General features: G+C 73.4%; 22 protein-coding genes. 8 read left to right on the forward strand and 14 right to left on the reverse strand.

What is annotated here, in order from left to right:
- Positions 1-10 precede the first annotated feature (10 nt).
- Both ACFW3D_RS26445 and ACFW3D_RS26450 read right to left on the reverse strand, forming a co-directional pair.
- Positions 11-763 (reverse strand): TetR/AcrR family transcriptional regulator, encoded by a 753-nt coding sequence (locus ACFW3D_RS26445; protein ID WP_500507790.1) that lies wholly within the window; start codon positions 761-763, stop codon positions 11-13.
- Positions 764-793: 30 nt separating this feature from the next.
- On the reverse strand, positions 794-1,696 hold the full coding sequence (locus ACFW3D_RS26450) for an AurF N-oxygenase family protein (protein WP_500507792.1): 903 nt from the start codon (positions 1,694-1,696) through the stop codon (positions 794-796).
- A 52-nt stretch (positions 1,697-1,748) separates the two neighbouring features.
- Between ACFW3D_RS26450 and ACFW3D_RS26455 the strand changes: the two genes are divergently transcribed.
- On the forward strand, positions 1,749-2,834 hold the full coding sequence (locus ACFW3D_RS26455; RefSeq protein ID WP_500507794.1) for a ferritin-like domain-containing protein: 1,086 nt from the start codon (positions 1,749-1,751) through the stop codon (positions 2,832-2,834).
- An 18-nt stretch (positions 2,835-2,852) separates the two neighbouring features.
- Here the strand turns inward: ACFW3D_RS26455 and ACFW3D_RS26460 are convergent, their stop codons facing one another.
- Together ACFW3D_RS26460 and ACFW3D_RS26465 are read right to left on the reverse strand one after the other, a co-directional pair.
- Entirely contained in the window at positions 2,853-4,316 is a 1,464-nt protein-coding gene (locus ACFW3D_RS26460) for a penicillin-binding transpeptidase domain-containing protein (protein ID WP_500507796.1), read from the reverse strand.
- Complete coding sequence (locus tag ACFW3D_RS26465; protein ID WP_500507798.1) at positions 4,313-5,695, reverse strand: FtsW/RodA/SpoVE family cell cycle protein; 1,383 nt, start codon at positions 5,693-5,695, stop codon at positions 4,313-4,315. Before ACFW3D_RS26465 ends, ACFW3D_RS26460 begins: the two co-directional genes overlap by 4 nt.
- Positions 5,696-5,782: 87 nt before the next feature.
- Here ACFW3D_RS26465 and ACFW3D_RS26470 point away from each other — a divergent pair, with 87 nt between their 5' ends.
- The 3 genes from ACFW3D_RS26470 to ACFW3D_RS26480 all read left to right on the forward strand — a co-directional run bounded on the left by ACFW3D_RS26470 (position 5,783) and on the right by ACFW3D_RS26480 (position 8,486).
- The gene (locus ACFW3D_RS26470; RefSeq protein WP_500507800.1) at positions 5,783-6,478 is read left to right on the forward strand and encodes a pentapeptide repeat-containing protein; all 696 of its coding nucleotides are present in this window, start codon (positions 5,783-5,785) and stop codon (positions 6,476-6,478) included.
- Positions 6,479-6,537: 59 nt separating this feature from the next.
- Positions 6,538-7,125 carry a pyridoxamine 5'-phosphate oxidase family protein gene (locus tag ACFW3D_RS26475; protein ID WP_500507802.1) on the forward strand — a complete coding sequence of 196 codons (588 nt, stop codon included), beginning with the start codon at positions 6,538-6,540 and terminating at the stop codon, positions 7,123-7,125.
- Positions 7,126-7,268: 143 nt separating this feature from the next.
- A complete protein-coding gene (locus tag ACFW3D_RS26480; RefSeq protein ID WP_500507804.1) occupies positions 7,269-8,486 on the forward strand; it encodes a transglycosylase family protein in 1,218 nt (405 codons plus the stop codon).
- 81 nt (positions 8,487-8,567) lie between these two features.
- Here ACFW3D_RS26480 and ACFW3D_RS26485 read toward each other — a convergent pair whose 3' ends face one another.
- Both ACFW3D_RS26485 and ACFW3D_RS26490 read right to left on the reverse strand, forming a co-directional pair.
- Complete coding sequence (locus ACFW3D_RS26485; RefSeq protein ID WP_500507806.1) at positions 8,568-9,008, reverse strand: SRPBCC family protein; 441 nt, start codon at positions 9,006-9,008, stop codon at positions 8,568-8,570.
- Between the two features lie 60 nt (positions 9,009-9,068).
- Positions 9,069-10,103: an ATP-grasp domain-containing protein gene (locus ACFW3D_RS26490; RefSeq protein ID WP_500507808.1), complete on the reverse strand. Its 1,035-nt coding sequence runs from the start codon at positions 10,101-10,103 to the stop codon at positions 9,069-9,071.
- A 284-nt stretch (positions 10,104-10,387) separates the two neighbouring features.
- Here ACFW3D_RS26490 and ACFW3D_RS26495 point away from each other — a divergent pair, with 284 nt between their 5' ends.
- Entirely contained in the window at positions 10,388-11,371 is a 984-nt protein-coding gene (locus ACFW3D_RS26495; RefSeq protein ID WP_500507810.1) for an alpha/beta fold hydrolase, read from the forward strand.
- 46 nt (positions 11,372-11,417) lie between these two features.
- Here ACFW3D_RS26495 and ACFW3D_RS26500 read toward each other — a convergent pair whose 3' ends face one another.
- Positions 11,418-12,122 carry a 4'-phosphopantetheinyl transferase family protein gene (locus ACFW3D_RS26500; protein ID WP_500507812.1) on the reverse strand — a complete coding sequence of 235 codons (705 nt, stop codon included), beginning with the start codon at positions 12,120-12,122 and terminating at the stop codon, positions 11,418-11,420.
- On the reverse strand, positions 12,119-12,544 hold the full coding sequence (locus ACFW3D_RS26505) for a RidA family protein (RefSeq protein WP_500507848.1): 426 nt from the start codon (positions 12,542-12,544) through the stop codon (positions 12,119-12,121). The genes ACFW3D_RS26500 and ACFW3D_RS26505 overlap by 4 nt, the downstream gene beginning before the upstream one ends.
- 143 nt (positions 12,545-12,687) lie before the next feature.
- Between ACFW3D_RS26505 and ACFW3D_RS26510 the strand changes: the two genes are divergently transcribed.
- Both ACFW3D_RS26510 and ACFW3D_RS26515 read left to right on the forward strand, forming a co-directional pair.
- Positions 12,688-12,903 carry a DUF6296 family protein gene (locus tag ACFW3D_RS26510; protein WP_500507814.1) on the forward strand — a complete coding sequence of 72 codons (216 nt, stop codon included), beginning with the start codon at positions 12,688-12,690 and terminating at the stop codon, positions 12,901-12,903.
- A gap of 219 nt (positions 12,904-13,122) precedes the next feature.
- Positions 13,123-13,953, forward strand: a complete 831-nt coding sequence (locus ACFW3D_RS26515) for an acyl-CoA thioesterase (RefSeq protein WP_500507816.1) — start codon at positions 13,123-13,125, stop codon at positions 13,951-13,953.
- Between the two features lie 115 nt (positions 13,954-14,068).
- Here the strand turns inward: ACFW3D_RS26515 and ACFW3D_RS26520 are convergent, their stop codons facing one another.
- The 5 genes from ACFW3D_RS26520 to ACFW3D_RS26540 all read right to left on the reverse strand — a co-directional run bounded on the left by ACFW3D_RS26520 (position 14,069) and on the right by ACFW3D_RS26540 (position 18,978).
- On the reverse strand, positions 14,069-15,163 hold the full coding sequence (locus tag ACFW3D_RS26520) for a S1 family peptidase (protein WP_500507818.1): 1,095 nt from the start codon (positions 15,161-15,163) through the stop codon (positions 14,069-14,071).
- A gap of 355 nt (positions 15,164-15,518) precedes the next feature.
- Entirely contained in the window at positions 15,519-16,457 is a 939-nt protein-coding gene (locus tag ACFW3D_RS26525) for a serine hydrolase (RefSeq protein WP_500507820.1), read from the reverse strand.
- 128 nt (positions 16,458-16,585) lie between these two features.
- A complete protein-coding gene (locus ACFW3D_RS26530; protein ID WP_500507822.1) occupies positions 16,586-17,215 on the reverse strand; it encodes an alpha-ketoglutarate-dependent dioxygenase AlkB in 630 nt (209 codons plus the stop codon).
- Between the two features lie 33 nt (positions 17,216-17,248).
- Positions 17,249-18,139: a sigma-70 family RNA polymerase sigma factor gene (locus tag ACFW3D_RS26535; RefSeq protein WP_500507824.1), complete on the reverse strand. Its 891-nt coding sequence runs from the start codon at positions 18,137-18,139 to the stop codon at positions 17,249-17,251.
- Between the two features lie 128 nt (positions 18,140-18,267).
- Positions 18,268-18,978 (reverse strand): DUF2470 domain-containing protein, encoded by a 711-nt coding sequence (locus ACFW3D_RS26540; RefSeq protein WP_500507826.1) that lies wholly within the window; start codon positions 18,976-18,978, stop codon positions 18,268-18,270.
- Between the two features lie 236 nt (positions 18,979-19,214).
- On the opposite strand from ACFW3D_RS26540, the gene ACFW3D_RS26545 reads away from it, so the two are divergent.
- Positions 19,215-21,119, forward strand: coding sequence for an alpha/beta hydrolase family protein (locus ACFW3D_RS26545; RefSeq protein ID WP_500507828.1), 1,905 nt, complete (start codon positions 19,215-19,217; stop codon positions 21,117-21,119).
- A gap of 12 nt (positions 21,120-21,131) precedes the next feature.
- On the opposite strand, the gene ACFW3D_RS26550 is transcribed toward ACFW3D_RS26545, so the two are convergent.
- Positions 21,132-21,782, reverse strand: coding sequence for a cysteine hydrolase family protein (locus tag ACFW3D_RS26550; protein WP_500507830.1), 651 nt, complete (start codon positions 21,780-21,782; stop codon positions 21,132-21,134).
- Between the last annotated feature and the right edge of the window lie 195 nt (positions 21,783-21,977).

Below are 21,977 nucleotides of genomic sequence, written 5' to 3' on the forward strand. Positions count from 1 at the left end.
GGCGGCGCGTTCAGGAAACGGCAGGTGGGAGCAGATGTGCGACTGCCTGGGCCAGCGGGGTCACCCGGCGGGCCAGGTCCCCGGCGGGGCTGCCGGCGCTCTCCCGCTCCAGCGCGGCCAGCGCCACCTCGGCGGTCTCCTGGTCGGTGGTGGAGCTGACCAGCAGCAGCGCGATGAAGTGGTCCACCAGCCACCGCCGCAGCTCCTGGGCGGGAGGCCGCTTGCCCTCGTCCAGCCAGGTCAGCGAGACGGCCTCGACGCTGGCGATCCAGGAGCGCACCATCATCGCCAGCCGGGGCCCGGGGTGCGGGGCCCCCAGGTGCATCAGGATCTGCTCGGCCGCGCTGCGCCGGACGCCGTCCACGATGGCGTCGGTCCGGCTGGTCTCGGCCACGCTTCCGCCGCGCAGCAGCGCGGAGTACGCCGCGTCGTGCTCGTCCACGTAGGCGAGGTAGCGGTCCAGCGCGTTGGACAGGCGCTGGGTCATCTCGCCCGCCGCGGGCTCGACGAAGCAGGCCCGCAGCTCCTCCGCGGCGTTGCGCATGGCGGCCTCGTACAGCTGCTGCTTCCCGCCGGGGAAGTAGCGGTAGACCAGGGGGCGGGAGACCCCGGCGGCCGCGGCCACGTCGTCGACCGAGACGTCCTCGGGCCTGCGGTGCCCGAAGAGGTCCACCGCGGCGGCGAGCAGCTGGGTACGGCGCTGCTCGACGCTCAGCCGGCGGTAGGCGGGAGCGGCGGGCGCCGGCGTCGAACGGCCGTTCATGGACGCCAGCGTATCCGCCCGCGCGACGGGCTACCCGAGAAGCCCCGAGGTGCGCCACATGCGCCGTACGCCCGGACCCTCGAACATGCCGATCTCGTCCAGGAAGTCCATCAGCTTCCGTGCGGCCTGCCGCATCACGTCCCGGCGGTGCGGACTGGTGCGGGCCAGCTCGGCGGCGTACCGGGGGTCCAGTCCCACCGAGGCGTAGACCTGCGGGCTGATCAGCGACCGGGCGATCACCCGGGCGGCCTCGGCGGAGGAGACCCGGGTGAAGGCGAGCTCCCAGCGCGGCGCCGAACTCATCTGGCGGCGCAGCTCCTCGCGGGCGTAGCGGATGTGCCGCGCCTCCTCGACCACGTGGATGCGCGTGACGCCGCGGGCCAGCGGCTGCACGCGCTCGTCCGGGAAGGTCAGCCGCTGCATCCAGTCGAGGATCTCCTCGGCGAGCAGCGTGCCGGTGAAGGAACCGGGGGTGGTGGAGACCGTCTTCAGCACCCGGCCGAGGTTGTGGTCCAGGCGCGAGGGCCGGTACACGGGGGTGCCGAGCCGGGTCACCAGCCGCGCGAACATCTTCGAGTGGCGGCACTCGTCGGCGATCTCGGTCAGCGCGTAGCGGACGTGTCCGCTGGTGGGGTCCAGGTCGTAGGAGTGCCGCAGCAGCAGCTGCATGAGGATGATCTCGAACCAGATGCCGATCGAGGCGAGCGACGCCGACTCGTGCCGGCTCAGCTCGATCCGCTGCTCCTGCGACATCTGCTTCCACAGCGGGGTGTCGTACAGGGAGCACAGCTCGGGCGGCCAGAACCACTTGCCGTCCTCGAACGGGGCTTCCCAGTCCAGCTCGGTGTCGGGGTCGAAGGAGTGCTTCGCGGAGGCGTCGAGCAGCCGCTCCGCCACTTTCTCACGCGTTGCAAGAGGGGTGCCAGCGGTCATGCTCTTATGAGACTGTGTGTCAGCAAGCCCGTCAAGAGTCGAGGAGACGCCAATGCCGTCGCAGGACAACTTGTGGGAGATCCCGGCTTCCGGAGCCGCCCGCTTCTCCTGGGAGTACGACGACGGGCGCGACCGGCTGCTCGCCCTCTACCAGAAGGGCAAGGACAAGCAGTGGGACGCGGTCACCCGCATCGACTGGGACATCGAGGTCGACCCCTACGACCCGCTCGGCGTGCCGGACCAGAACATGACCGTCTACGGCACCCCCTACTGGGACCGGATGTCCGAGCGGAACAAGCGCGACATGCGACGCGCCTACGCGTCCTGGCAGTTCAGCCAGTTCCTCCACGGCGAGCAGGGCGCCATGGTCTGCGCCGCCCGCATCGTGGAGTCGGTGCCCGATCTCGACGCCAAGTTCTACTCCGCGACCCAGACCATGGACGAGGCCCGGCACGCCGAGATCTACTCCCGCTTCCTGCGCGAGAAGGTCGGCATGGTCTACCCGATCAACGACTCGCTGCAGGCCCTGCTCGGCGACACCCTGCGCGACTCCCGCTGGGACATGCCGTACCTGGGCATGCAGGTGCTCATCGAGGGCCTGGCGCTGGCCGCCTTCGGCATGCTCCGCGACACCACCGACAAGCCGCTGCCCAAGCAGATCCTCACCTACGTCATGCAGGACGAGGCCCGGCACGTCGCCTTCGGGCGGATGGCGCTGCGCGACCACTACAAGCAGCTGTCCGACGCCGAACTGCGCGAGCGCGAGGAGTTCGTCATCGAGGGCTGCTACCTCATGCGCGACCGGCTGCGTGGCGCCGAGGTGCTGGAGGACTTCGGCATCCCGCGGCGGGAGGCCGAGGAGCTGAGCGAGCGCTCGGAGTACCTGCAGCTTTTCCGCAAGCTGCTGTTCAGCCGGATCGTGCCGTGCGTGAAGGACATCGGGCTGTGGGGCGAGCGGCTGCAGCGCGCCTACGTCGACATGGGCGTGCTGGAGATGGGCGACTCCGACCTCGACCTGCTGATGGCCCAGGACGAGGAGATCGCCGAGAAGCTCGACGCCGAGCGCTTCGCCAAGGAGGAGACCGCACGGGCCGCCGAGGTCGAGGAGGCCGTCGCGCTGGGGGCCGCCGAGGACTGACCGGGCCCGGGCGGGGGGTCAGTGCCCCAGCACCGCGCGCATCACGGCGCGGGCGACCGGGGCCGCCTTGCCGCCGCCGCTGATGTCGGCGCGGTCCGCGGCGGCGTCCTCGACGACGACGGCGACGGCGACCTTCGCCGGGGCCCCGCGGCTCTCCCTCGCCCAGGAGATGAACCAGGCGAACGGGTTCCCGCGGTTGTCCTCGCCGTGCTGCGCCGTGCCCGTCTTGCCGCCCACCACGACTCCGGGCAGCGCGGCGTTGCGGCCCGTTCCGTGCCGTACCACGGCGACCATCATGTCCTGCATCGCGAACGCCACGGCGGCGTCCATCACCTGCCGGTACGCCCGCTCGCCGGTGACCTCCAGCGGAAGGCCGCCGGCGTCCGTGGTCCGGTCCACCAGGTGCGGGTACATCAGCGTGCCGTCGTTGGCCACGGCCGCGGCGACCATCGCCATCTGCAACGGGGTGGCCCGGGTGTCGTACTGCCCGATGGACGACAACGCGAGCTGCGCCCGGTCCATGCGGCGGTCGAAGACGCTCACCGCGGGGTGCGACGGGACGCCGATGGAGGGGTCGTTGAAGCCGAAGGCCTCGGCCGTCTCGCGCATCGCCCGCAGTCCCACGTCGTCGCCGAGCTTGCCGAAGACGGTGTTGCAGGAGACGACGTACGCGTACCTCAGCGGCGCGTCCGCGCAGCCCGCCGACGCCGACTCGTTGCCCAGCGTCGTCGTGGAACCCGGCAGGGGGTAGGGGTCCGGGGAGTCGGTGGGCCGGTCGACGTCGGTGACCACCCCGGAGACCAGCGCCGCGACCGCGGTCACCGTCTTGAAGGTCGAACCCGGTGGATACGTCTGGCGCAGCGCCCGGTTGAGCATCGGCTGGTCCTCCGCGGTGACGAGCCTGCGCCACGCGCCGAGCGCCTCCGGGCCGGTTCCGGCGATCGCGCCCGGGTCGTAGGAGGGAGTGCTGACCAGCGCCAGGATCCGGCCGGTCGCCGGGTCGAGAGCGGCGACCGCTCCCTTCTTGCCGCCCAGCGCCTTGTACGCCGCCTGCTGCGCGGCCGGGTCGATGGTGGTGCGGACGTGGCCCGGGCGCTGCGGCCGCCTGCTGATCGCGTTCCACAGCGGGAGCGCGGACAGACCGGGGGAGGAGCCGGACAGGATCTCGTCCTCGGCGGCCTCGAGCAGGGCCGTGCCGTACGTCTGGGAGGAGAAGCCGGTCACCGGGGCGTAGAGCGGGCCGTCGGCGTAGGTGCGGACCCAGTCCAGCTGGGCGCCGGTGGACCGGGAACCGGTCACGGGCCGGCCGCCGACGAGGATGTCTCCGCGCGGCTGCCCGTAACGCTCGATCGGCACCCGCCGGTTGGCGGGATCGGCGTCGTACGCGGGGGCCCGCACCACCTGGATCCGGATGGCGTTCACCAGCAGGGCCACCAGGAGCAGCAGGCACAGTGCCGCGGCCCGGCGGGCGTGCGGGATCACGCGGCGTCCGCCCGGCCGGCGTCCGGGCCGGGCAGCGGGCGGCGGGCGGTGTCGCTGAGCAGGATCAGCAGCGCGACGATCACCCAGTTGGTGACGACCGACGAACCGCCCTGCGCCAGGAAGGGCATCGCCATCCCGGTCAGCGGGATCAGGTCAGTCACCCCGCCGGCGATCACGAAGACCTGCAGCGCGATGATCGAGGCCAGCCCCACGGCCAGCAGCCTGCCGAACGGCTCGCGGATCGCCAGCCCCGCCCGGTAGCCGCGGGCCACCAGCAGCCCGTACAGCAGGAACAGTGCGGTCAGCCCGGTCAGGCCCAGCTCCTCGCCGGCCGTGGCCAGGATGAAGTCGGACTTGGCCGCGAAGCCGATCAGGATCGAGTGCCCCTCGCCCAGGCCCGCGCCGAGCAGCCCCCCGGCGGAGAACGCGAACAGCGACTGCGCCAGCTGGCCCGGGCCCTGGCCCGCCTCGATGCTGGCGAAGGGGTGGAGCCAGTCCGCCACGCGGGAGTGGACGTGCGGTTCGAGGGTGCCGACGAGGAAGGCGCCGGCCGCCGACAGCAGCAGCCCGATCGCGATCCAGCCGGTGCGCCCGGAGGCGACGTAGAGCAGGATCACGAAGAGGCCGAAGAACAACAGGGAGGTCCCCAGGTCGCGTTCGACGACCAGCACGCCGAGGCTGATCGTCCAGACCGCCAGCACCGGGCCGAGCACCCGCCCGGTCGGCAGCTGCAGCCGGCGGAACCGCCAGACCCGCCGTCCGGCGTACGCGAGCGCGGCGCGGTTGTCCGCCAGGTACGCCGCGAAGAACACCGCCAGCAGCACCTTCGCGAACTCGCCGGGCTGGAAGGAGAAGCCCGCGACCCGGATCCAGATCCGCGCGCCGTTCACGGCGGGGAAGAGGCTCGGCGCGATCATCAGCACCAGGGCCGCCACGACGCCGAGGTACGCGTACCGGGCCAGGGTGCGGTAGTCGCGCAGCAGCAGGACGACCGCGGTGAACAGGGCCACGCCCAGACCCGACCAGATCAGCTGCGCCGGGGCGGCGTCGTCGGGGGTCTCCAGGTCGAGACGGTAGATCAGGACCAGGCCGAGGCCGTTGAGCAGCACCCCGATCGGCAGCAGCAGCGGGTCGGCGCAGGGGGCGCGCAGGCGCACCGCCAGATGGGCCACCAGCGCCAGGCCGCCGAGCGCCGCGCCGTAGCCGGCCGCGCCCTGCGGTACGGCGCCGTCGTGCGCCAGGCCCACGGCGCAGTAGCCGTAGACCGGGATCAGCACCGCACCGACCAGCAGCGCCAGCTCGACGCCCCGGCGCCGGGGCAGCCGGACGGCGGGCACGGCGAGGGCCGGCGGCGAGGTCCCGGGGGCGGGGGCGGTCATGGGACGCAACGTAGCAAGACATCGCGGACAAATCGTTCATATTCGTGAAGGGTGGCGCTGTCACAGGGGGCCGCTAGCGTGACCGCCATGACCTTCGAGGCACCGCAGTCCCTGTCCGAGCTGCCGTACGCGCAGGCGCTGGAGCCGTTCGACGAGCCCGGTCTGGGCGTCGAGGAGCGCTACGACACCGTCCACTTCGCCGGCCTCACCCTCGACGAGCAGGACGCCGGCGGTGCCGTCTTCCTGGAGTGCGCGATCACCGACACCGTCCTCGAGGGCGGCAGCCTGCGAAGGGCGCGCTTCAACGAGGTCTGGCTGCAGGGCGACCGCTTCGTCGGCACCTCCGCCGCCGAGACGAACTGGATGGACGCCACCGCCGAATCCTGCGTGCTCGCCGGGGTCGAGGCCTTCGGCGCGGTGCTGCGCCGGGTGGTCTTCCGGCGCTGCAAGTTCGACTCCGTCAACCTGCGCGCCGCCCGGCTGACCGAGGTCGTCTTCGAGGACTGCGTGCTGCGCGACGTCGACCTCGGCGGCGCCCGCCTGAAGGACGTCTCCTTCCCCGGCACCGCCCTGGAGCGCCTGCACCTCGGCCGTGCCGAGCTCGACGCCACGGACCTGCGCGGGGCCACCCGCCTCGACCTCGCCGACGGCCACGACTCGCTGCGCGGCGCGGTCGTCGGCAGCGCCCAGCTGCTCGACCTGGCCCCGGCGCTCGCCGCCTCGCTGGGTATCGACGTCCGGGACGGCGAGGACGACCGCCCGCGCCGTCCCCGGAGGCGCTGACCCGCCCGCGGCCGAAAAGGTGCGGCGCGAGCCCGGGCCGCCGCCGGAGAATCGCAGGCATGGGAAAGACGTACGAACGCATCGACGGGCGCCTGCGCGCATTCATCGAGGAACAGAAGGTCTTCTTCACCGCCACCGCGCCGCTGTCCGGCGACGGGCACGTCAACGTGTCACCCAAGGGCCTCGACGGTTCCTTCGCCCTCCTCGACGACCGCACCTTCGCCTACGCCGACCTCGGCGGCAGCGGCGCCGAGACCATCGCCCACCTGCGGGAGAACGGCCGCATCACCCTGATGTGGTGCGCGTTCACCGGGCCGCCGACCATCGTGCGGGTGCACGGGCGCGGTGAGCCCGTGTTCCGTGACGACCCGCGATGGGACGAGCTCCTTCCCCACTTCTCCGACGACATCCGCAAGCGGACCGACCTCCGTGCCGTCATCCTCGTCACCGCCGAACGCATCAGCGACAGCTGCGGGTTCGCCGTCCCCTACATGGACTTCCGGGAGGAACGGCCGCTGCACACCCAGCGCTTCTCCCGGGAGACCGAGGAGTCCTTCAGCGACTACTGCGCGAGCAAGCCGTACGTCGAGGTCAGTCTCGACGGCCTGCCGGGGCTGCCGCTCCCGCTGCCGCCCCGAACCTCCTGAGGGCGCGGCGCCCGCACCGACGCCAACCCGGTTCCGGGGCGCACGGTTTGGGACGACAGAGTCTCAAAAGCACCCTTGCGGCGACAAGATCCTTCTGTCGTACTTGTACGGCCGTGTGTCCGGAGCCGAGAGGTGGTCCCCCCATGCCCGTACGGTCCGTGCGCGGTCGCCACCGCAGACCCCAGCCGCCGAGCCGGCTCTCGCCGGTGTCCGTGGCCGTCACCGCCGCGTCCGGCGCGGGGCTCGCGCTGCCGTTCATCGCAGCCCCGGACGCGGGCGCGGCCACGGCCGGGACGTGGGACAAGGTCGCCGCGTGCGAGAGCAGCGGCAAGTGGCACATCAACACCGGCAACGGCTACTACGGGGGGCTGCAGTTCGCTCAGTCGACGTGGAAGGCGTACGGCGGTGCGAAGTTCGCCGCCCGGGCCGACCTGGCGACGAGGGCCGAGCAGATCGCGATAGCCGAACGCGTCCTGGACGGGCAGGGTCCCGGGGCGTGGCCCGTGTGCTCGCAGCGCGCCGGGCTCTCCCGGGGCGGGCAGGAAGCGCGCGACGAGCCCAGGCGCGAAGCGGCGGCCCCGGCGAAGAAGGACGGAAAGAAGACCGAACGGAAGACGGAACGGAAGACGGAACGGAAGACCGGGCCCCGGACGGACCGTCACCCCGCCGCGCAGGGCGGGTCGTACACGGTCGTCAGCGGGGACACGCTCTCCGGCATCGCCGACGAGCAGGACGTGAAGGGCGGCTGGCAGCGGCTCTACGACGTGAACCGCCCCGTCGTCGGAGCCGACCCCGACCTCATCCTCCCCGGGCAGGAACTGTCCGTGCCCGGTGCGAAGTCCGCGAAGCCGGCGAAGTCCGCGAAGCCGGCCGGGTCCGGGAAGTCCGGCGGGACCTCCAAGCCCGCGAAGAGCACGAAGTCCGCGGAGCGGCGCGCCGCACCCGCCTCGGCCGCGAAGGCGTTCGTCGCCCCGGTGGGCGGAGGGCTCGGCACCCCGTACCACCGCAGCGGATCCCACTGGGCCAGCGGCTACCACACGGGCCAGGACTTCACGGTGCCCACCGGCACCTCCGTCAAGGCGGTCGCCGCGGGCACCGTCGTCGAGGCCGGCTGGGGCGGCGCCTACGGCTACCAGGTGGTGATCCGGCACCACGACGGCATGTACACCCAGTACGGCCACCTGTCCTCGCTGACCGTCCGCGCCGGCCAGTCCGTGACCGCGGGCCGCCAGGTCGGCCGCTCTGGCTCCACGGGCAACACCACCGGACCGCACCTGCACTTCGAGGTCCGCACCGGCGAGGGGTACGGATCAGACGTCGACCCGGTCGCCTACCTGCGGCGGCACGGAGTACGGCTGTAGACCCGGTCGTCGCGGTCCGCGCGGCCCCGGTGGGCCGCACGGACCGGGCGGAGCGCGCGGCGCACGCGGAGTGCCGACCGGCTAGTGCTCGCGCTCGACGAGGTCCTTGAAGCGTTCGAGGTCGTCACGGACCGTGCGCTCGATCGCGCTGACCTGGGCGAAGCCCTTGGGGCCGCCGAAGGCGTCGCGGATCTCGGCGGGGTCGTACTCCATGCGCACCTGGACGCGGCTGTGCTGCTCGTCGATAGGGAGGACCGAGCACGTCCCGGTGATCTCGGCACCGCCGCTGGTGCGCCAGGTCATCTCCCGGGTGTCGCTCCGGGCCTTGGTGCGGTCGGAGAACTCCGCGTCGAGCGAGTCGCTGCCGGTCCCCGACACGCCGAGCCGGGCCTTGCCGTCCCCGGCGGCGCTGGCCTCCCGGACGCCCCCGACGAACTGCGGGTAGTCCTCCAGGCGGTGCAAGTGCTGCCACGCCACCTCGGTCGGAACGTTCAGGTCGATCTGCTCTTCGAGTCTGCTCATGAGCTGTCACCTGCCTTCCTCCCTCCAGCCTGCCCCTTGCCCCCGGCTGACGCCACGCGCTCACGCCACGCTGACCTCCGGGACATCAGGAACCCCAGGAGCGTCCGGGACCTCGGTGACCGCCTCCGTCACGGCGACGCGGCCGCCGAGGCGGGGGGCGGTGCGCAGGCCGGCGTCGCCCTGGGTGAGGAGGCGGACGGCGGCCCAGGGGAGGTTCACGCCGGTGAAGGCGGTCTGGAAGATCCCCGCGGAGGGACGCGGGTTCGCCTCCAGCAGGACGGGCTCGCCGTTGCGGTGGCGCAGCTGCACATTGGAGAGGTAGGCGAGGCTGAAGTGGCCGACGAGGCGGCGTGCGATCTCCGTGATCCCCGGGTCGTCCAGCAGCAGCCGGTAGCGTCCCTCCTTGGCCCGCGGGATCGCGGCGAGCAGCTGTCCGCCCGGGGCGGACAGGCAGTCGACGCTGACCTCGGGGCCCTCCAGGTACGGCATGACGATCATGCGGGGGACGTGCTCGCCCTCGGCGGCGGCCTGTTTCATCGCCTGGGCGACCGCGTCGACCGAGGCCATCGGCCGGGCCGGGGCGAGCAGGTCGCGGATGACCATCGGCCGGTCCTCCAGGATGCGGAAGCCGAAGGCCGAGTACTCGCCGGCGGGCTTGATGCACAGGGTCTCGCCGGTCGCCGCGAGCTCGTCCACGGCGGCCCGCAGTCCGTCGGCGTCCCGCACCACCCGCCACGGCGGCACCGGGATGCCGGCGCCGAGCGCCTGCTCGTACGTACGGCTCTTGCTGGTCAGCACCTTGACCGAGGCGGCGGGCGAGCACATCAGCCGGGTGCCCGCGGCGGCGAACGCGTCGGCCCGCCCGGCCAGCGCGGTCAGCCGGCGCGGCGGCACGAGGACGTCGATCCCGTGCCGGCGGCAGAAGTCGAGGGCGAAGTCGGCGTAGGCGTCGTCGCCGACGTGACGGGGCTCCACCTCGGCCACGTCGCACGCGGCCAGGGCGGGTGCCGAGGGGTCGACGTTGGTCCCGTAGATGCGCACGTCCACGGAGTCGGGGTTGCCGCGCAGCATCCGCATCACCTGGGTGGTGGCCACCCCCGCGCTGCTGAGCCATATTCGGAGGGCTATCGGACGCTCCCCTCATGCATGGGAGGCGGCAGGAAGGCATGCGGGAACGCACGGTCCTCCGGCCGTCCGGGATCTTGTGTGAGGCGGATCATATCCGCGTTCGATGACGCCGGTGTTGCGCGTCCGCGGAGCGCAGGGGAAGAGCCGACGACCCGCCGTCACTCGTCCGTCCCCCGGGAACGAGCGCGACCGCCGGGACGGGCCAAGGCTGGGAGACGACAGCAGTCCCTCCGGCCGGAAGAGAGAACAGCATGGCTGGGCCGTCCTCCCCCGCTCCGCTGAACCGACGTCACATAGCGCGCGCGGGCGCGCTCGTCGCGGCGCTCGCCTCGACGGCGTTCGCCGCCGGTCCCGCCCTCGCCTCGACGGTCGCCGACGGCGCCGCCGGCGGAGCCCGGCCGACCGTGGTGCTGGTGCACGGCGCCTTCGCCGACGCGTCGAGCTGGAGCCCGGTCGTCGAGCGCCTCGAGAACGCCGGCTACAAGGTCGTCGCCCCCGCGAACCCGCTGCGCGGGCTGATCGGCGACTCCACCTACACCGCCAGTGTGCTGAGGAGCATCGACGGCCCGGTCGTGCTCGTGGGCCACTCCTACGGCGGCGCGGTGATCAGCGGCGCCGCGGCGGGCAACCCGAACGTCAGGGCGCTGGTGTACGTCGCCGCCTTCATGCCGGACGCGGGGGAGACCCTGGGCGGGCTCTCGGCCCGGTTCGCACCCAGCGCCCTCGCCTCGGCGCAGCGTCCCGTGCCGTACCGGGACGGAGCGGGCAGCGGCACCGACATCTACATCCGCGACTCCGTCTTCCGCAAGGTCTTCGCCGCGGACCTGCCCGCCTCGGCGACCCGGCTGATGGCCGCCGAGCAACGGCCCATCGCACTGCGGGCGTTCACCGACAAGGCGCCTGGAGCGGCGTGGCGGACCATCCCCTCCTGGGCGCTGGTCGCCACCGGCGACCACGCCATCAACCCCGCACTTGAACGCTACGAGGCGCGGCGGGCGGGCTCGCACACCGTCGAGGTGGACTCCTCGCACGTCGCGATGCTCTCCCACCCCGACGTGGTCGTGCGGATGATCCGCGAGGCCGCCGACAGCACCGCCTCCGGTTCGGCGGAACGCCCCGCGCTCGCCGACACCGGCCCCCGGGACAAGGTCCTCACCGGCGTGGGCGGCATCGCGAGCGTCGCCCTCGTGGCCGGCGCGGTGCTCGTCGCGGCGGTGCGCCGCTACCGCCGCTGAACGACGGTGCGGTGGGGGTCCCCGCCCCCACCGCGGCCGGTGCTCCTCAGCCCAGCCGTACGGCGACGGCCGCGCGGTGGCCGGCGCCGACGGCGACGTCGGAGAGCGACCAGCCCTCGGGGCCGGCGTCGGGGTCGGGTCCGGAGCCCACGTAGTCCTCGGACGGATCCCTGGCCAGGCCCGTCCCCAGGCCCTTCAGGTACGCCTCCTTGCGGGCCCAGGCCCGAGCGAAGGCCTCACGGCGCTCCACCGGGGGCAGCACCCCGAGTTCGTCCACCTCCGCCGGGTGCAGCGAACGCCACACGCCGTCCACGGCCTCCTGGTCGGGCAGCGCCTCCACGTCGACCCCCACCGGGCTCGCGGCGAAGGCCAGCAGTGTCAGCTCCCGTGAGTGGGAGAGCGAGAAGTGCGGGGCACCACCCCGCACCGCGGGCCGGCCGTGCGGGCCGCCGCAGGCGGGGCAGGCCTCCCGGGTCAGCGGCACCGAGCCGGGCGGGGTCCCCAGGTACGCCGCGAGCAGCAGGCGCAGCGCCACATGCGCGGTGACATAGCTGGTGCGGTCGCGGTCGAAGCGGAAGGCGGAGGCCCGCTCGCGCTCCTCCCGGTCCAGCAGCCCGGGCGCCAGGTGGACGGCGGCGGCCGCGTTCGCCGCCGTGTCCACCAGGCACAGCCGCGGCGGATCGCCCGGGCCGGGCGGGGTGAGCCGCCGGGCCGCCGCCGTAACGGAGAACCGCTCCGGGACCAGTGTCACGGCCGGCCCGCAGGGGCCGTGGACGCGGTCGGGACGATCGCGAACGCCTCGACCTCCAGCAGCAGTTCGGGCCGGAAGAGCGCGGCCACCTGCACCGCCGAGCTGGCCGGGGGCCGCTCGGTGTCGACGTACGCGTCGCGCGCCTCGCGGACCGCGGGCAGGAAGGCGACGTCGGTGACGAAGAAGGTCAGCTTGACCACGTCGCCCCAGCCCGCCCCGGCGGCCTCGAGGCAGCGGTCGAGGTTGGCGAAGACCTGGCGCGCCTGCGCCGCCGGGTCGCCCGGCCCGACGAGTTCACCCCGCTCGTCCACCGCGATCTGGCCCGAGACGGCGACGAACCGGCCCTCGCCCCACACCACGTGGCTGTAGCCGGTGCCCGCGAGGACACCCTCCGGAGCGGCGACGTGGGTGAGGTGGGTCATGCGGTCCCCCTTGATGATCGACACCGCTCCATGCTCTCCCACGGGGTCGATCCGGCGCCACAGCGGACGTCATGACCGGTGTCATTGGCCAGGGATTCTCTGGGCATAAATCGTCATATGGGCGGAGACAGGAGGTTCCCGTCATGAGTCATGCCGAAACCTACGAACTGACCTTCCCCGTCTCCGGCGACACCGTGGTCGTCAAGCGCACCGAGCGCAAGGGTGCCGGAGGGCACCCGGTGTACAGCGACGACACGGGCATCGTCCAGGCGGAGATCAGTGACCAGGGGGAAGTCCGCATGGTCGCGACGGGCGGGCACCAGCGCCACGACGTCCCCTCGCGGGCCACGCCGCACTGAGTCCTTCCACCGTGGTGGTGCGGTCGGGCCCCGACCGCCCCGACCGCCCCGACCGCCCCGGCGGCCACGGTCGCCGTCCGTGACCGAGTGGACGGTCCCCCGTGGGCGGGGCCCGGGCCGACGTCGCCGGCCGGGTTCGCGGCCTGGTCGATTTGAGTATCCAACTCACTGCATTACCGTGGACCGGGACACCGGACCCGCATCCCCCAGGGGGACGTCATGCCAGGCTCGACCACGGACACGGACGCAGTCCCGGACCCGGGTGCGGAGACCGCGGACTGCACCTTCCGCATCGACCGTTCCTGGTGGTCCTGGAACGGGGCGCAGGGGGGCTACGTCGCCGCCCTCGCGCTGACCGCCATGTGCGACGACCTGGCCGCGCGGACGGGGGAGCGCCCTCCGGTGCGCACCCTCGGCGCCCACTTCCTGACCCCCGTCGACGAGCGCCCGATCCGCCTCGCGGCGCGGCCCCTTCGTGAGGGCCGCCGTACGCCGGTCTCCTGCGTCACCGCCTTGCAGGACGGCTCCGCCGTGCTCACCGGCACCGCCGTGTTCGGGCGGAGCGAAGGCGGTCCCGCCCACGCCGGCACCCCAGCACCCGCCGTCCCCGCCCCCGGTGCCTGCCCGCCGCTCACCCTGCCGCGCTCGCTGGCGGCCTTCGCCGCCCACCTGGAGATCCGCCCGGCCGGCGAGGCGCGCCCCCTGGCCGGCGGGGAGCGGGCCGAACTCACCGCCTGGATGCGCTTCGCCGACGGCCGCCCGCTGGACCCGCCGGCGCTGGTCGTCCTGGCCGACGCCCTGCCGCCCGCGCTGTTCGCCGTGTGGACCGAGCCCCGACCCGTGCCGACGGCCGAACTGACCGTCCACTTCAGCGACGCCCTGGACGCCGCGCCCGCCGAGGGCTGGGCGCTGGTCCGCAGCCGCACCGAGCACGCGGGCGGCGGCTGGGCCGTCGAGGACAGCGCCGTGTGGGCCGAGGACGGCCGGCTGCTCGCCCTCGCCCGCCAGGCGCGCGCCGTGCGCGACTTCCGCCCCGGCCGCCCGGGCTGACCCGCCGGTCCGCGCCCGTCCCCATACGTGCGGCGGCGCCGGACCCCCTCCCGGTCCCGGGGAGGGGCGTCCGGCGCCGCCGCACGGCCGTCGCGGGCCGTGGCGCCGTGAGGGGTCAGCCGATCTCGGCCCCGTACACCTGGAGCGCGTCCGTCACCGGCTGGAAGAACGTCTCCCCGCCGGCGGTGCAGTCACCGCTGCCGCCTGAGGTCAGGCCGAGGGCGGTGCTGCCCGAGAAGAGGGCGCCGCCGCTGTCGCCGGGCTCGGCGCAGACGTCGGTCTGGATCAGCCCGGAGACCGAGCCCTCCTGGTAGTTGACGGTCGCGTCGAGCCCGGTGACCGTGCCGTCGTGCACCTGGGTGGTGCTGCCGCTGCGCCGTACGGCCTGGCCGACGGTCGGAGTGCCCGCCGAGGTGATCTCCTGCGTCGAGCCGTCGTAGAGGTCGACCGCGCTGGGGTGGTCGACGCCGGTGCCGGTGTACTTCACCAGCGCGTAGTCGTGGCCGGGGAACGTCGCGGCCTCCACCGAGCCGATCTCCGGGCCGCCGGAACTGTCCGACCAGCTCTTGATGTCCACGCCGCAGTGGCCCGCGGTCAGGAAATACGGCTGCCCGTCCTTGACGACGTTGAAGCCGAGCGAACAGCGCGCCCCGGAGCCGAAGATGGCGTCGCCGCCGGCGAGGAAGGGCTTGAACTCGCCCTTCGACTTGTGAATCCGGGCCGTCCCGGCGCCGAGGCCGTCCACCGCCTCGCCCAGCCGGACCATCCCGGCGGCCGACACCGTCCGGTCGGCCGTGACGACCACCTGGTTGGTCCGCGGGTCGACGGACCAGGCGGTGCCGGGGATGCGGGCCCGCAGGCCCAGGGTGCGGGTGGCGGAGCGCAGTTCGGCCATGGTGTTGGCGACCGTCCTCGGCACGGCGCCCGCCGCGCGGACGGTGTCCGCGGCCTCGGCGCCGAGCACGTTGACGACGAGCCGGTCGCTCCCGGCTTCGTAGTACGAGCCCGCGGTGTCCTCGGTGCCCAGCTCCGAGGTGAGGTGCGCGGCCAGGGCCGCCGCGGCGGAGGGCGTGAGGCTCCGGGGCGTGGGCGCGGGCGCCGGGCCCTGCGCGGCGTTGGCGTGCGGCAGCACGATCAGTGCCGCCAGTACGGCCGTCGCCCCGCCGCCCGCGAGCACGGCCTTCCGCCTGGATATCCGACGATGCTTCAAGTCCTGTACCTCCGTGTGGGGGGATGGGTCGGCTCAACTACCGCCAACCCGGAGGAATTTGCTGTCCCAGGCGTCACATTCCGAAAAGAATGCGTGTCCACGCCAAGCAACGCCGTCGAGTATTCCGAGGCCGTTCCGTGACCGGCAAGGCGGGATTCCGGTCTCCACAGCCGCCTCACAAGACATCCCGATTCCGGGTGTGGAACCTTTCATTCCGCCGTGCGGGAGGGCTCCCGCCGCCCTGCGCGACGGGCCGGGCACGTCCGGTGAGGACTACACCTGTCCGGTAACCGCCCCCGGAAACGCCGGCAGGCGCCCCCGCGGGGGCGCCTGCCGGTCCGTCGGGAACGGTCCGCTACGTACCCGGCGGGACCGCGGGGATCGCCTCCTGCGGCGTACGGGTCGTCGACTGCGTTCCCGCGGCGGTGGCGGCCGGGTTGAGGTCCCGGTGGACCACGCGGGCCACCGCCTCGATCGTGGCGACCCCGGCGTTCATGGTCTTGTTGTCCTGGGTCAGCACCGTGAGGGAGTAGTCGTGCCCCGAGCCGGTGAACGCGCCGAGGCTGTGCACCCGCCAGCCGTGGGTGGCGCGCGGCAGCCAGCCGTTCTTCACGTGGACCGTCACACCGCGCGGGGCGCCGGCGGGGGCGCCCCAGCGCTGCGCGGTGACCACCTTGTTCATCAGCTTCAAGATGTAGGCGCGGGAGTTGTCGCTCAGCACGGAGTTCTTCGCCGTCACCAGGTCGAGCAGCCGCTGCTCGTCCTTGGCCGTGATCTGGGTGAGCCCCCAGTAGCCGTTGCTCCCCGGTACGGTGCGGGTCATCCCCGCGGCCTTGAGGAAGCCCTTGACCTTGGCCACCCCGAGCTGCCGCCACAGCTGCGTGGTCGCGGCGTTGTCCGACTTGGTGATCATCGCCGTGGCCAGCTTGACCTCACGTGCCGTCAGGTAGCGGTTGTGCTTCTTGTTGTCCCACAGCAAGGTGGCCAGCACCGTCACCTTCACCGTGCTCGCCGAGTCGAAGCGCTGGTCCGCGCGGAGCGTGCACACCGTCTTCGTCCTGCGGTCCCGCAGCGACAGGGCCACCGTCGCCGTCCTGCCGCGCAGTGCACCGGCGATGTCCTTGCTCAGCTTGGCCGCCAGCCCGGCCTTGCCCGACGTGCACACCACCGCCGGTGCCGCCGCCGTAGCGCTGCCCGCGCCCGTCCCCACGACCGCCGTCGGCACGACCGCGCCCACCACGACCGCGGCCGCCACCGCTCTCCCGGCGCGCCGCGCCGTCCTTTCCCGCCCCATGGCCTCTCCCCGTTCTCCCCTGGACCCCGTTGCCGGGCCCTCGCAGACGTTGACTCACGGCCGCGGGGGAAAGGTTGTACGGGGCCGGCACCCGTTCCCGGGTGCCGCGGCGGGGCGGGGGAGGGGGCTCAGCGGACGTCGTGCGTGCGGAACTGGATGCTGATCCGCGGCCCCACGGCGCGCGTGCTCTTGGGGATCGCGTGCTCCCACGTCCGCTGGCAGGAGCCGCCCATCACCACGAGGTCGCCGTGCCCGAGGGGCAGCCGCATCGCGGCCGCGCCCCCGCCGCGGGGCCGCAGCGTCAGGTCGCGCGGGTCGCCGACGGAGAGGATCGCCACCATGGTGTCCCAGGTCGCCGACCGGCCCGTCCGGTCGCCGTGCCAGGCGACGCTGTCCCGGCCGTCCCGGTAGAAGCAGAGCCCCGCCGTGACGAAGGGCTCGCCCAGCTCGTCCGCGTAGTGGGCGCCGAGGGCGGCCCGGGCCTCTCCGAGGACGGGGTGCGGCAGCGGGTCGCCCTCCCCGTAGAAGGCCAGCAGCCGGGGCACGTCGACCTCCCGCTCGTACATCTGCCGTCGCTCGGCGCGCCACGGCACCGAGCCGGCCAGTTCCTCGAACAGGGCGTCGGCCCCCTGCAGCCACCCCGGCAGCACGTCGAGCCACGCACCGCTGCCGAGCGGGGTCCGCCGGAGGCCGTCCAGCGGACCGAGCAGCAACTCGTCGGTCTGGTCGAAGAGCGATCCTTGGAGTGGTGCGGTCATGGGTCCAGGGTACGCGCCAATCGAACATGTGAGCTATTGGCCGAACGCGGCCGGGTCGAGCCCCGCCAGCCGCTCCGGGTCGGCCAGGATGTCCAGCTCGACGACGAGCCCCTCCACGACGGTGAAGCCCAGGACCGACACCACCCGGCCCTCCGCCACGGTGACCACCCCCGGTGCCCCGTTCACCAGCGCCGGCCTGGCGTGCAGGGAGGCATGCCGGAAGCTGAGCGCCTGGCTCGCGACCGTCCGCGCGCCGCGCACCTCGCGGGTAACCCCCGGGAAGGCGGCGCCGGTGTCCGCGCGCAGCACGACGTCCGGGTGCAGCAGAGCCACCAGGCCTTCGAAGTCACCCGCGCGCGAGGCCGCCAGGAACGCCCCGACGACCTCCCGCTGACGGCCCAGGTCGGTGTCCGGCACCGGCGCCGCCGACTGCACCCGGCGCCGCGCCCGGCTGGCCAGCTGCCGCGCCGCCGTCGGTGTGCGCCCGAGCATCGGGGCGATCTCCTCGAAGGGCACCGCGAACATGTCGTGCAGCACGAAGGCGAGCCGCTCGGCGGGCGACAGCGTCTCCAGCACGACCAGCAGCGCCAGCCCCACCGAGTCCGCCAGCAGGGCCGCCTGCTCCGGGTCCCCGGCCGCGTCCGGCGGGCTCACCACCGGGTCGGGCACCCGCACCTCGTCCAGCGGCGACTCGCCCCGGGAGGTCCGCGAGCGCAGCATGTCCAGGCACACCCGGCCCACCACGGTCGTCAGCCAGCCGCCCAGGTTCCCGATCCCGTCCGCCCCGGCCCGGTTCAGCCGCAGCCACGCCTCCTGCACGGCGTCGTCCGCCTCGGCCAGCGAGCCCAGCATGCGGTACGCCACCGCCCGCAGGTGGGTGCGGTTCTCCTCGAACCGCTCCGCGAGGAACTCCTTGTCGTCCATCGGTCCCATTTCCCTCGTCGTGTTCCCTCGGCGCACTGACGAACCGGACGCGTCCACTGTGACAGAGGGGGCCGACAGGGGCGGGGCGGTCCGACGCAGGGGAGCCCAGGTGTGATCCGGCCGCCGGGTCACCAGCCGGCGAACAGCCGCCCGCGGTGCGAGACCCGCCGCGCGCTGTTGAGCAGCGCCTGGATCTGGCTGCCCGCCTGGTCCGCGCCCTCCAGCCGGGACGGGAAGGGCAGCCGGGCGTCGGTGTGGCCGTTCCCGTACTCCACGCGCAGCGTGATCCCGTAACGGTCGACGGCCACCGGCAGGATCCGCCGCGCGCCGGGGGCGGGCGCCGGCTGCACCAGTCGCAGGAGCAGCGGTACGAGCTCGGCGTGGTCGTCCACCAGATGCGTCAGCATCCCCGCTTCGGCCGTCGCGAGTGGGTCGGCCTCAGCTGTCGACAGCTCGGCCAGGCCCACGGAGGCGGTGCCCTCCGCCGTCTCCAGTGTCGCGTGCACGAACTGCACGCACTGGCTGTCCGGGGAGTCCGGCCGGTAGGGCGCGGCCGTCCAGCCGGTGACGGTCACGCGGGCCCGCACCCGGTCCCGCACCGCGACGGGGGCGACGTCCGTGAACTCCAGGGAGACCGGGGCGGCCCCGGGGCCGAAGGCCGACTCGAGGGGGTGCAGATGGACGTGACCGGCGAGCGCCTGCGCGGTCGGCCGGGTCACCTCCGTGCGCTCCCGGTCGGTGACGACGGTCATGGAGTGGGCCGAGGCGAGGACGGACCGGATGCGTTCGGCGGGTGTCGGCCGGGCGGGAGCGAGGGGGGCGGTGGTCTTGCTGCGCATCCGGATCTCCGCGGGAAGGTGGGTTAGGTTTGCCTAACCTAACCATATGGAGTCCGGCGTCGCCATCTCCCTTGCGATCCGGCCTCGCCGTCGACAGCTCCATGATCCTTCGGGGCTGTCCACGGGCCGCGGGCTGCGGCAGGATGTGCGCGGTTCCCAGAGGAAAAGCGAAGATCCAAGTGGACGCTGTGGAGGACGCATTGACGGCACAGAGCGAAAACGTGGCACGGACGGTCGTGGACAGTGTCATACCGATGTTCCCGGCCCTCTCCCCGGACGGCCGCACGGTCGTCCACACGGCGCGGCCCCTGGCCATCGCGGACCGCCTGGCCAGCACCCTGTGGGCGGTGCCCGCCGACGGCGGCGGGCCGGCACGGCGGCTGACCGACGGGACGACCTGGATCGGCGCCCCGCGCTGGGCCCCGGACTCCGCGGCGGTCCTGTTCACCACCGCCGGGCAACTGCACCGCATACGCCTCGCCGCCGACGGCGAGGCGGACGGCCCCGCCGAGGCCCTGACCGCCTGGCCCGGCGGCATCGCGGACCACCTGCCGCTCGCCGACGGCCGCACCGTCGCGCTGATCGCCGCCGACGAACCCGACGGGGCCGAGGACGACGACGTGATGGTGTGGACCGAGCGGACGGGCCCCGAGCCCTCCGCCCGCCTGCGCCTGCTCGACCTCGACAGCGGTGCCGTCCGCACCGTCGAGGCCCTCGGCGAGCGGCACGTCGTCGAGGTGGCCGAGCGCCCCGACGGCGGCACGCTCGCCGTCCTCACCTGGGACCACGCGGAGCAGGACCCCGGCTCGCTGACCGCACGGCTCCACGTCGTCGACACCGCCACCGGCACCGCCCACGACCTCGGCCCGGCCGGAGACGCGGCGCGCCGCCCGGTCTGGTGGCGGGCCGGGGACGGCTGGCACCTCGCCCATCTGGCCACCACCCCGCCCGGACTGGTCGGCTCCCCGGCCGTCCTGGACCGCGCGGTCCCGGCGGACCCCGCGGGCCAGGCACTCCCCGAGGCACGCGACCTGACCGCCGGCACGACCGTCTGCCCCACCGAACTCCTCCAGATCGCCGACGGCCCGCCCCTGGCCGTGTTCGCCGACGGCCTGGACACCGCGCTGTTCCGGCTGGACCCCGGTGAGCGGCGCTTCCGCCGCCTGCACACCCGCCCGGGCATCGTCCACGCGCTCACCGCGGACCGTACGGGCGGGACCGTCGCCGTGCTCGCGGGCACGGCGTACGAGCCCAAGGACGTCCACGCCGGACCTCCGGAGGGCCCGCTCACCCGGATCAGCGACACCCGCCCCGAGATCCGCGACATCCCGTGGGGCAGCCAGGAACGCCTCTCCTACAAGGCCTCCGACGGCCTCGCCCTCGACGGTCTGCTCCTCCTGCCGCCCGGCCGCACCCGCGAGGACGGCCCCTTCCCGCTGATCACCATCGCGCACGGCGGCCCGTACGCGCGCTACAGCGACTCATGGCAGTTCCACATCGACCTGCCCCCCGGCCAGTTCCTCGCCACCGCCGGCTACGCCGTCTTCCTCCCCAACCCCCGCGGCGGGGAGGGCCACGGCCACGCCTTCTCGTCCACCGCGGTGGACGGCGCCATCGGAGGCGCCGAATGGACCGACATCACCGAGGGCATCGACCTCCTCGTCGCCCAGGGCGTCGCCGACCCCGACCGCCTCGGCATCGGCGGCTGGAGCCACGGCGGCTACCTGGCCGCATGGGCCGTCACGCAGACCGACCGCTTCAAGGCCGCGATCGTGGGCGCCGGCATCAGCGACTGGGGCATGCTGGCCGCGACCGGCGAGTACGGGGCCGCCCACGAGTCGGCGGGCAGCGGCAGCATCGGCTGGGAGGGCCCCGGGCCCCACGTCCACGACCGGGTCAGCCCGATCTCCTACGCGTCCCGCATCCGTACCCCGGTCCTGATCGTGCACGGCGAGGACGACACCAATGTGCCCGTCTCCCAGGGCGTCTTCCTCCACCGCGCCCTGCGTCACCACGGCGTCCCGCACGAGTTCGCCGTCTACCCCGGCGAGGGCCACGTGATCGCCGGCCGCGGCCATCTGCTGGACCTGCTGCGCCGCACCCTGGCCTGGTACGACCGCTGGCTCACCCCGCGGCCCTGACGTCCGCCGTCGCTACCGCCCCGCCCCGTACTCCTCGGGGCAGGGCGGCAGCACGTCCAGGAACTCCTCCGTGGTGAGGATGGCGTGCGCGTAGACCGGCGCGTTCACCTCGAAGGTCGCCTCCATCTCCGCCGGGCTGAAGGCGGCGATCGCGTCCCGCACCAGGGTTACGTGGTAGCCGAGTTCCTGGCCGAAGCGTGCCGTGGTGTCGATGCAGGTGTTGGCCCGCATCCCGATCAGCACGATGCGCGACACCCGGTGCTGCTTCAGCTGGAAGTCCAGGTCGGTGTTGGCGAAACCGCTCGACGACCAGTGCTCGTGCACCCGGATCTCGCCGTCGACCGGCTGGAAGTCGGGATGGAACTCACCGCCCCAGGAGCCCAGCGCGAAGATCTGCCCCTTGACGGACGCCTCCTGCGCGGGGGAGAGGTGTTCCCACTCCTGGTAGTCCCCGGGGGCCGTGCGGCGGTGCGCGACGAAGAACGTCCGGACGCCGCGGGCCCGGGTCGCGGCGAGCACCTGCCGCATGTGGTCGAGCAGCCCCACCTGCTCCGCCACCGTTTTCGCACGGGGCCAGAGCTTCCCGCCGTCGGACAGGAAGTCGTTGTAGGGGTCGACCAGCAAGAGGCCGGTGTTCGCGCCGCTGTATCCCACTGCTTCCATGTACCGATTCTCGTCCCGGAACCGAATGCCCACCTGCGCAGCAGGTCAGGGCAGGTGCGGGCGGTCAAGCCACGAAAGGACGGGACATGCCGGGCGGCGCGCTCCCGTGTTCCCTGGTGGGAGGGACCTTTGCGGATCCCCTACTGCCGAAATGCCCGTGAAACATCGAGCCTTCCAGGAATCCCGTGGCCGATT

The sequence above is a fragment of the Streptomyces sp. NPDC058864 genome (genome assembly GCF_042742985.1).
GTDB lineage: Bacteria > Actinomycetota > Actinomycetes > Streptomycetales > Streptomycetaceae > Actinacidiphila.

What these genes read in the sequence shown, in the direction of transcription:
- ACFW3D_RS26450 (WP_500507792.1), bottom strand. Translation starts at nt 1,696, where the DNA reads ATGACCGCTGGCACCCCTCTTGCAACGCGTGAGAAAGTGGCGGAGCGG.
- ACFW3D_RS26475 (WP_500507802.1), top strand. Translation starts at nt 6,538, where the DNA reads ATGGGAAAGACGTACGAACGCATCGACGGGCGCCTGCGCGCATTCATC.
- ACFW3D_RS26535 (WP_500507824.1), bottom strand. Translation starts at nt 18,139, where the DNA reads ATGGACGACAAGGAGTTCCTCGCGGAGCGGTTCGAGGAGAACCGCACC.
- ACFW3D_RS26495 (WP_500507810.1), top strand. Translation starts at nt 10,388, where the DNA reads ATGGCTGGGCCGTCCTCCCCCGCTCCGCTGAACCGACGTCACATAGCG.
- ACFW3D_RS26480 (WP_500507804.1), top strand. Translation starts at nt 7,269, where the DNA reads ATGCCCGTACGGTCCGTGCGCGGTCGCCACCGCAGACCCCAGCCGCCG.
- ACFW3D_RS26485 (WP_500507806.1), bottom strand. Translation starts at nt 9,008, where the DNA reads ATGAGCAGACTCGAAGAGCAGATCGACCTGAACGTTCCGACCGAGGTG.
- ACFW3D_RS26505 (WP_500507848.1), bottom strand. Translation starts at nt 12,544, where the DNA reads ATGACCCACCTCACCCACGTCGCCGCTCCGGAGGGTGTCCTCGCGGGC.
- ACFW3D_RS26470 (WP_500507800.1), top strand. Translation starts at nt 5,783, where the DNA reads ATGACCTTCGAGGCACCGCAGTCCCTGTCCGAGCTGCCGTACGCGCAG.
- ACFW3D_RS26530 (WP_500507822.1), bottom strand. Translation starts at nt 17,215, where the DNA reads ATGACCGCACCACTCCAAGGATCGCTCTTCGACCAGACCGACGAGTTG.
- ACFW3D_RS26540 (WP_500507826.1), bottom strand. Translation starts at nt 18,978, where the DNA reads ATGCGCAGCAAGACCACCGCCCCCCTCGCTCCCGCCCGGCCGACACCC.
- ACFW3D_RS26465 (WP_500507798.1), bottom strand. Translation starts at nt 5,695, where the DNA reads ATGACCGCCCCCGCCCCCGGGACCTCGCCGCCGGCCCTCGCCGTGCCC.
- ACFW3D_RS26455 (WP_500507794.1), top strand. Translation starts at nt 1,749, where the DNA reads ATGCCGTCGCAGGACAACTTGTGGGAGATCCCGGCTTCCGGAGCCGCC.
- ACFW3D_RS26525 (WP_500507820.1), bottom strand. Translation starts at nt 16,457, where the DNA reads ATGGGGCGGGAAAGGACGGCGCGGCGCGCCGGGAGAGCGGTGGCGGCC.
- ACFW3D_RS26510 (WP_500507814.1), top strand. Translation starts at nt 12,688, where the DNA reads ATGAGTCATGCCGAAACCTACGAACTGACCTTCCCCGTCTCCGGCGAC.
- ACFW3D_RS26515 (WP_500507816.1), top strand. Translation starts at nt 13,123, where the DNA reads ATGCCAGGCTCGACCACGGACACGGACGCAGTCCCGGACCCGGGTGCG.
- ACFW3D_RS26550 (WP_500507830.1), bottom strand. Translation starts at nt 21,782, where the DNA reads ATGGAAGCAGTGGGATACAGCGGCGCGAACACCGGCCTCTTGCTGGTC.
- ACFW3D_RS26445 (WP_500507790.1), bottom strand. Translation starts at nt 763, where the DNA reads ATGAACGGCCGTTCGACGCCGGCGCCCGCCGCTCCCGCCTACCGCCGG.